General features: G+C 61.1%; 7 protein-coding genes. 6 read left to right on the top strand and 1 reads right to left on the bottom strand.

The window, feature by feature from the left end:
* Window positions 1-120 precede the first annotated feature (120 nt).
* Window positions 121-762, bottom strand: a complete 642-nt coding sequence (locus ABZ195_RS28470; protein WP_355223235.1) for a TetR/AcrR family transcriptional regulator — start codon at window positions 760-762, stop codon at window positions 121-123.
* Window positions 763-901: 139 nt separating this feature from the next.
* On the opposite strand from ABZ195_RS28470, the gene ABZ195_RS28465 reads away from it, so the two are divergent.
* The 6 genes from ABZ195_RS28465 (at window position 902) to ABZ195_RS28440 (ending at window position 8454) form a co-directional block, all read left to right on the top strand.
* Window positions 902-1732: an SDR family NAD(P)-dependent oxidoreductase gene (locus ABZ195_RS28465; protein ID WP_355223234.1), complete on the top strand. Its 831-nt coding sequence runs from the start codon at window positions 902-904 to the stop codon at window positions 1730-1732.
* Window positions 1733-1768: 36 nt separating this feature from the next.
* Window positions 1769-2692 carry a ferritin-like domain-containing protein gene (locus ABZ195_RS28460; RefSeq protein ID WP_355223233.1) on the top strand — a complete coding sequence of 308 codons (924 nt, stop codon included), beginning with the start codon at window positions 1769-1771 and terminating at the stop codon, window positions 2690-2692.
* The gene (locus ABZ195_RS28455; RefSeq protein WP_355223232.1) at window positions 2689-4332 is read left to right on the top strand and encodes an NAD(P)/FAD-dependent oxidoreductase; all 1644 of its coding nucleotides are present in this window, start codon (window positions 2689-2691) and stop codon (window positions 4330-4332) included. The genes ABZ195_RS28460 and ABZ195_RS28455 overlap by 4 nt, the downstream gene beginning before the upstream one ends.
* Entirely contained in the window at window positions 4329-5900 is a 1572-nt protein-coding gene (locus tag ABZ195_RS28450; protein WP_355223231.1) for an NAD(P)/FAD-dependent oxidoreductase, read from the top strand. The genes ABZ195_RS28455 and ABZ195_RS28450 overlap by 4 nt, the downstream gene beginning before the upstream one ends.
* Window positions 5897-6874 carry an alpha/beta hydrolase gene (locus ABZ195_RS28445; RefSeq protein ID WP_355223230.1) on the top strand — a complete coding sequence of 326 codons (978 nt, stop codon included), beginning with the start codon at window positions 5897-5899 and terminating at the stop codon, window positions 6872-6874. The genes ABZ195_RS28450 and ABZ195_RS28445 overlap by 4 nt, the downstream gene beginning before the upstream one ends.
* A 62-nt stretch (window positions 6875-6936) precedes the next feature.
* Window positions 6937-8454 (top strand): NAD(P)/FAD-dependent oxidoreductase, encoded by a 1518-nt coding sequence (locus ABZ195_RS28440; RefSeq protein ID WP_355223229.1) that lies wholly within the window; start codon window positions 6937-6939, stop codon window positions 8452-8454.
* The last annotated feature ends 357 nt before the right edge of the window (window positions 8455-8811 follow it).

Genomic DNA, 8811 nt, shown 5'->3' with positions numbered 1-8811 from the left:
GGGATCGAGTGTTTCTGACATCTTCAGTCCTTCCCGCCACGCCCACGCTCGGCGTGTCAGACCAAGATCAGATCCACCGTTGTCCTGACAGTCCCGATCTGGCTCGACGGGGCGATTCAGCTACTGGTCAATTGGATCTGCGACATAGCGTTCGGCAAGGGTCTGGGCAAGCCTGCTCGTATGTTCAATGATGTCAGCTTGACTGACGTCGAGCAATTTGCCATGCCAGGCGGTGATTAGCTCGACAAAGCCGCCGACCGCTACGAAGGTGTCCATGCGCAGCGCCATTTCATCTGCGTCGGGTCTCAAGTGAGGTCGACTGGCGGCGATGACGAGTTGGCTCGCTTCCTGTAAAGCCACTGCACGTCGATCTTGCAGGGGTGAACTGCCGGCGTGTTGCGTCAGCAGAATTTGGGCTCGGCCTGCATCCTGCGCGATGCCGTGAACAACGATCGAGATCGCGGCGCGAATTGTCTCGACTGGTGGTTGACCGATGCGCTCGGCGAAGGTCGACGAAACCTCGCCAAGCATCTCGTTTCGCACGCCATCCCACGCTGCCACCAGCAGCTCGTCGCGTGTTTTGAAGTCCTCGTAGAAGTAGCGGTCGTTCAAAGCGGTCTTCGCGCAAACCCCACGCATTGTCACTGCAGCCCAGCCGTTCTCCGCCCAGATCTCCGTTGCTGCGTCGATCAGGCGCCTCCGACGTTCGGCTCGTCGCTCGGCGCCAGTACGACCTCCCCACCTCGCTGCCTTCGTCCGCACAACTACATCTTGACAACAACCTGGCTCCCGCGCCAAGCTGGTGGCACACGCCCACAATTGTGGCCCATGCCACCAGACCGCGGTGAGTGCTCGCTGTCGCCGAACTCTGCGTGGCCGAATGTGGAAGGGATCAGGGTTGATGTTGTTTTCAGGTAGTTCGCCTCGTCGAAGCCGTCGGGCCAACGCGGTCGTCACGGGTGCGGGTAGCGGTATTGGGCGGGCCTTCGCAGTGGAGCTTGCGCGCAGAGGTGGGCGGGTGGTGTGTGCCGACATAGACCCGGTGCGCGCCAAGGAGACGGTCGGTTTAGTCGTCCAAGCGGGTGGTGAGGGTCTCGACGTTGCGTGCGACGTCACTGAGGAAGGGCAAGTCCGGGAGCTCGCCGAAGCCGCTGAGAAGTGGTTCGGTGAGTCTGCAAGCCTGGTGATCAACAACGCTGGTATCGGAGTTGGCGGCAATGTCATCGGCGCAACGTCTAGGCGAGACTGGGAGTCGACGCTCGCCGTCAACTTGTGGGGTGTGATTTATGGCTGCGAGGTCTTCGTACCGCGGCTTCGTGAGCGGGGCGGCGGGGGGATCATCAACGTCGCGTCGGCTGCGAGCTTCGGAGCGGCGCCACGGATGGGGGCCTACAACGTCAGCAAATCTGGCGTACTCGCGCTGTCCGAGACCTTGGCGGCCGAGTTGAGTGGCACCGGGGTGGGCGTGACGGTGCTGTGCCCGACATTCGTCAAGACCAACATCGTCGACAACCCCCATATCGAGGAGTCAGCCGCCAAGCTGGCGACGAACTTGATGAAGTGGACAGGCGTGTCACCGGAATCGGTGGCGCGCAAAACCTTGGACGCGAACGACCGCGGACAGCTGCACGTTCTACCTCAAATCGACGCCAAGATCCTCTGGCGCGTCAAGCGGGCGTTGCCTGCGACTTATACCCGCGCGCTCGGCCTGGTCGAGCGAATCGCTCGCTAAGCATTTTCCCCGACAAGGACAAAGGAGACAGCAGAAATGGCTTTCAAATATATCGACATGCTCGAGACGATCAAGGATCGGCAGTGGGCGCTGGCCGACATCGATTGGGATGCGCCGGGCGCCGACAAGATCACCGACGAGCAGCGCCCCGAACTGAAGCAGTTCATGGCGGACGTGGTGTGGATCGAACACGTCGGTGCACGTGCCTTCGCCGCCATGGCGCCCAAGGCGCCGTTCGAGGCCCTCGGTGACATCTACCGGTATTTCCATGCCGAGGAGCAGCGGCACGCCAACGCGGAGTTGGCCCTCATGCAGCGGTGGGGGATGCTCGAGGAGGGGGAAATCCCGGTGCCGAACAAGAACATTCGGCTGGTCATCGAGTGGATCGACCGCTACGCCGAGGCCCTCCCGCTGACGGTGATCGGTGCGGCGATCCCTGCCTTGGAGACTGCACTTGACGGAGCTTTGCTCAAGTTCCTGCTCGACGAGGTGCAGGATCCGCTGTGCGCTGAGGTCTTCAACAAGGTCAACAACGACGAATCGCGGCACCTGGCGGTCGGATTCCAAGTCCTCAACGACCTCGGCGCCAGTCCGATGCGCATTCATGCGATGCAGACGATGGGGGCGCTCATCGACCCGAGGATCCTTCTCGGAGGAGTCCTCTACGTGCCGCTGCTCACCAGGATGCTGACCAATCTCAACGCCATGGGGTTGTCGGAGGAGAAGCTGTACAAGGCGGTGATGCGGTATGAGAACGTGGGGGATCGAAGTGAGTTCACGCGTCGTGTGCCGGGTTACCACATCCTGAAAGCCCACATGTCTGCGAGCATCAAGCGTTCTCAGCCATTGCATTACATCTCGCAGCGACTAGGTACCGCGATCGACTACTTCCCCACCGAGGTGCTCGGTAAGTCGCCGTCGTGGACCGAAGAGTTGACCTACGAACCGGTGGCTAAATGAGCGGCACCACGACCGTTTTGATCGTCGGTGCGGGTTTCGCGGGCCTGGGAACTGCAATTCGGCTGCTGCAGCAGGGTATTGACGACTTCGTCATACTCGAACGCGCCGACGAGGTGGGTGGCACCTGGCGCGACAACACGTATCCCGGTGCGGCGTGCGATATTCCGTCGCTGCTCTATTCCTACGGGTTCGAGCAGAATCCGAACTGGTCCCGCGCGTATTCCGGCAGCGCTGAGATACTGGACTACATCAAGACGATGGTGGACAAGTACTCGCTGTCGCGTTTCATCCGGTTCGGAGTGAACGTCACCGGTCTGGAGTTCGACGACGAAAGCGCACTGTGGACGGCGCAGACAGCTGACGGCTCGCAGTTCAAGGCGCGCACCGCAGTGATGGCAAGCGGGCCGCTGGCGAATGCGAGCCTGCCTGACATCCGCGGACTGGACACCTATCTTGGTCACAAGATCCACAGTGCGCGTTGGGATCACGACTACGACATGAGCGGCAAACGTGTCGCCGTGGTCGGCACCGGCGCCAGCGCTGTTCAGATCATCCCCGAACTGGTGAACACTGCACGCTCGGTGAAGGTCTTCCAACGCACCCCCGGCTGGGTCCTGCCTCGGCCCGACTTCTCCCATCCGCAGTGGGCGCGCACGGCGTTTCGTCGAGCGCCTCTCGTGCAGAATGCCGCACGGCAGGCGTGGTTCTGGGTGCACGAGCTCATGGCCGTCGGAATGGTCTGGGATACCCCTGTCACCACCGGCATCCAGCTGGTGGCGAAGGCGAATTTGCGGAGGCAGGTTTCGGATAGTTGGCTCAGGCGCCAGCTGACGCCGAACTTCCGCGCCGGCTGCAAACGGATGCTGATGAGCAGCGATTACTACCCGGCTCTTCAACGCGACAACTGCAAGCTCGTCTCATGGCCGATCGCGACCCTGTCGCCGAATGGTATACGGACCGCAGATGGCATCGAACACGAAGTGGATTGCATCGTCTTTGCCACCGGCTTCGACGTATGCAAGGCCGGCACGCCTTTTCCCATCCGCGGCGCGCATGGTCGTGAACTCTCCGACGAGTGGTCCGAGGGCGCCTATGCGTACCGGAGTGTCACTGTCGCGGGCTATCCCAATCTGTTCTTCACCTTCGGTCCGAATTCAGGACCCGGTCATAATTCTGCTCTTGTGTACATGGAAGCCGAGATCAACTACATCGTCAAAGCCATCGGCGCGATCATCGAGGATGACCTCCGTACCTTCGACGTTCGGGAGGACCGGCAAAATCGTTATCACGGTGAGGTACAGCGACGGTTGTCAAGTACGACGTGGAACTCTGGCTGCAAGAGTTGGTACCTCACCAATGATGGATACAACGGCACGATGTACCCCGGATTTGCCACCCAGTTCGCCCGTGGGCTGTCGAAGGTCGACATGAATGATTACTCGACGACAGCCTCACGACGCGACGAGCTGACAGGCGAACAAGCCGCAAGCGGCTCGAATATAGCCAACATCGCGAAACGCCGGAGAACGTCCGTTGCGACGACTGAGCCGTCTGACGGCGTCATCGTAGACGTGACGGGTATCGGCGTTGGGGAATTAGCCAATAAGCGTTCAGCTGCAGCGAGAAGGGGCAAGGCTTGAGCATCGATGGGGTGCTAGCGGAGCATACGGATAGCGATGGACCAGACCACGAAGTCGTCGTCATCGGTGCTGGATTCTCCGGAATTGGCGTGGGTATCGGCCTGCTCAAAGACGGTTTCTCGGATTTCCTCGTCCTCGACGAGGCCCAGGGCGTGGGAGGAACTTGGTACTGGAATACATACCCTGGAATTGCCGTAGACATTCCGTCGTATAGCTACCAGTTCTCCTTCGAGAAACGCTCGTCGTGGTCACGCACCTATGCCCCGGGAAGTGAATTGAAGGATTACGCGAAGCACTGTGTGGAAAAGTATGGACTTGCGTCTCGAATTCGCTTCGGAGTCACGGTTGTGAGGGCTGAGTTCGACGAGGAATCGACACTATGGCGTTTGTATACCTCGACGGAGGAGGAACTGACTGCCAGGTTCGTCATCAATGCCTCGGGGGTTCTCACACGTCCGAAATCACCGGACATACCCGGAGTCGGAGACTTCAGCGGGGTCACGATGCACACGTCGCGTTGGGACCACCAGGAAAACCTCGAGGGAAAGAGGGTCGCCGTCATTGGAACGGGCGCCTCTGCGGTGCAACTGATTCCCTCGATAGCCAAGGACGTCGACACCCTCACCGTCTTCCAGCGCACACCGATCTGGTGCCTGCCGAAACTCGACTTCGCGGTGCCCCGCCCGCTGAGTGCTCTTCTCCGGCTCGCACCTGGGGCGCAGATCGCTGCGCGGGGAGCCAGCCAGGCATTTGTCGAACTCACCTTCCCCGTCGCAGCGCACTTTCACACCGCGATACCGCTGGCCTCCGCGATCGAGCGTGCAGCGATCAGCTATATGCGTCGGCAGGTCACCGACCCGGTCGTTCGGGACAAGCTGACGCCGCGTTACGCGCTGGGCTGCAAGCGACCAAGCTTTCACAATGAATATCTGAAGACGTTCAACCGCGACAACGTCCGTCTTGAAACGAACCCCATCACCCGGGTGGATGAAACTGCGGTGATTACGGCTGATGGCGTCAGACACGAGATCGACGTGCTCGTCCTGGCAACGGGATTCAAGGTCATGGAATCGGACAGCATGCCCACCTACTCGCTCAGAGGCCTCGCCGGCCGAGACCAAGCGCAGTGGTGGGATGAAAACCGGCTCCAGGCATATGAGGGCGTCAGCGTGCCGGGATTCCCGAACCATTTCTCAGTGTTTGGCCCGTACGGGTACAACGGGTCGTCCTACTTCGCGCTCATCGAGGCGCAGGCGGCTCATATCCTCCGTTGCCTCCGGCATGCCCGGATGGCCGACTCGAACTACGTCGAGGTCCGCGAGGAGGCGAATCAACGCTTCTTCGCGGAGATGCTGGCACGGCGGCATACGCAGGTCTTCTGGCAGGACAGCTGCGCGGGCGCGAACAGCTATTACTTCGACAAGCACGGCGACGTGCCACTGCGCCCCACAACGACGGTCGAATCGATCTGGCGCAGTCGACGATTCGACCTGGCCGACTACCGTTTCGAACGGCGGCCGGCGAAAAGGGCGGACGCTGCCCCACAAAAGGTGGACACCGCCGGATGAGTTCACCCGCCAGGCCGAATCCGAGCATGGCTAGCCACCTGGTTGCGGCGACGGCGCGTCGCGTCCTCCGACCTCTCACGCAGGTGATTCCCGCCAACCAACATGGCCTCGCCGTCATGGACCGCGTACTACGGGGAACACTCGTGGTGTCGCGGCCGCGGCCCGGAATTAGTGTCGAGAAGGTCGACACTCTCTTCGCCGGTGAACATGTGCGAGGCGATTGGATCAAGGCGGCCAACGTGGTGCCGGATGCTCCGCCGATTCTCTACATCCACGGCGGCGCGTTTTCGATGTGCTCTCCCGAGACCCACCGCGGTCTCATCAGCGAACTGTCCGCGGCCGCTCGCAGACCGGTATTCGCCGTCCGCTATCGATTGGCCCCGAGACATCCCTTCCCGGCGGCCGCCGAAGATGCCTTGACTGCCTACCGATGGTTGACCGAGAAGGGCACGGCCGCAACGTCTTCGAGCACGGCGTCTCCTGGCACCGTGGCGCTCGCCGGAGACTCCGCCGGCGGTCAACTTGCCGCAGCGACAGCAATTGGTGCTCGGGAACATCGACTTCCGGCGCCGGACGCCATGCTGCTGATGTCTCCGGTGCTGGATTTGACGTGTCACCTAGCAATCGATCGTGATCGACGCCGACGAGACCCCTTTGCGTCCGCCATCTCGGCGTCACGCACACTGGGTCTCTATGTGAGGGGCGCCGATCCGGCCGACCCGAGGGTGAGCGTGCTCGACGCCGATCTCACGGACATGCCACCCACATTGATCCAGGTGGGCGGACGAGAAATGTTGCTCGACGATTCCCGGGTCTTCGCCGACCGTTTGCAAGCTGCGGGGGTCTCCTCGCAGTTGCAAGTCTTCCGGGGCCAGATCCATGTCTTCCAGGCGATGTTTCGCCTACTGCCTGAAGCGCGAGAGGCCCTCAGGCTCAGTGGCGAGTTCTTGGCTACCGCGGCCACCGTCCGTTGACAGCGTCTCGGCGCAGGGCTGACCACAAGGCGCCCCAGCACGAAGGTTGTGATGAGCTAACGATGAGTACCGTGAAACGTGGACAACATCAGGTGAAACCGGCTGGCAATCCGTCAATCGTCATCATCGGCGCCGGCTTCGCCGGAATAACCTTGGCGCTCCGCCTCACTCGCGCGGGGTTCGACAGGGTCGTCATCGTTGAAAAGGGCGATGGTGTCGGGGGAGTCTGGCGGGAGAACACATACCCGGGGGCTGCCTGTGATGTCCCGTCGCAGTTGTACTCGATCTCCTCGGCGCCTAATCCCACCTGGGCCCGGCGTTACTCGGAACAACGTGACATCCTCGCCTACCTTCGCCGCGTCGTCGACGACGGTGGATTGCTGCCCCTCCTTCGGACGAAGACCGAAATCGCCAAGGCGGCTTTCGATGAGCGCTCGAACACATGGCGTCTGACCACGACTTTCGAGGAAGAACTGGAGTGTGATGTCGTCGTTTCGGCCGTGGGCCAACTGTCACGCCCCGCGATCCCCGACCTTCCGGGCATGCCAGAGTTCGCTGGCCCTTCGTTTCATTCCGCCAACTGGGACCACGATCTGGATCTCAGCGGCAAGCGGATTGCAGTAGTCGGCACTGGCGCAAGTGCAGTGCAATTCGTACCCGCGGTCGCTGAATGCGCTGCGCACATGGACCTGTTCCAACGGTCAGCACCATGGGTGCTGCCCAAATTTGATCGACAGTATGGTCGTCGCCATCACCAACTGCTGCAAAAGTTGCCCATGATGCGGCTCGGTGAACGTTTGGCGATCTGGACGGTATTCGACTTCTTGGCGTTGGCACTCGTCGATGCAAAGCCCATCGCCCGACTCCTTGGTGCCGCCGCCCTCGCGCACCTACGTCGTCAAGTGCCCGATGAGACCCTGCGCTCGCAGCTGACACCTGATCATGCGCCCGGATGCAAGAGGATCCTCTTTTCCAGCGCCTACTATCCCGCGATCGCCCGCAGCAACGTTTCCCTGGTGACCAACGACATCGAGGCAGTCGAACCCGGCGGAATTCGCACGGTTGATGGAACGGTCCATGCCGCAGACGTCATCATCTATGGAACCGGTTTCACTGCCACCGAGTTCCTTTCCCCGATGGAGATCTACGGCCGCTCTAACCGTGCATTGTCTGACGTCTGGGCCGGGGGCGCGCATGCGTACTACGGCATGTCCGTCCCTGATTTCCCCAACTTCTTCATGATGTACGGTCCCAACACGAACGTAGGATCCGGATCGATCGTCTACATGCTCGAGTCGCAGGCCCGACACATCGTCAGGCTGATGAAGATCCTCGCCGTTCATCCGCGGAATGCCATCGAGGTACGGGTAAACGTCGAGAGGCGATTCAACCGACGTCTTGTTCGCCGCTTGGAGAAGTCCGTGTGGACCCTGTGCGCCAGTTGGTATCGCTCGGCGGCTGGTTTGATCCCTACCAATTGGCCCGGTCCCACGATTTTGTATCGCCTCCGGACACGCCGACCGCGGCGCAGCGCATATAGGTTGTCGAGGCCCGTGTCCGCGACTCTTTCGGGTGTGTAATCCGCACGCGTACCAGTATCCATCGAGGTGCCGACCGGCACCACACGCGGCGGAACCGTGTCAATGGCTAAGTAGAAGTCCCCGCTGGTGGCCAGATAGAAGTCCCCACCCCGTGCGGTGATTCTTAGGTTGGTTGGGCGGTCTCCTTTCGGTGTTTGAGCGTCCTTCATGCGGTAGGACTCGCCGTCAATGATGGGGTCAAGTCCAGGGGCGTGGTGTACGGCGTCGTCGTGTGATTCTTCGAGATGGTGGTTCAGGCGGTCGGGTCTGCTGCACCATTAGGTGACAGTTTCGGTCACGCGGCCTGACTGGCCGGTGTGGTCATGATTGCTTCGTATTCGATCGGGGTCAACCGGC

Origin of the sequence: Mycobacterium sp. NPDC006124, from assembly GCF_040614235.1 — a bacterium.
GTDB lineage: Bacteria > Actinomycetota > Actinomycetes > Mycobacteriales > Mycobacteriaceae > Mycobacterium.
Note: the sequence above shows the minus strand (reverse complement) of the source record. Positions and strands in the feature narration are given on the sequence as shown.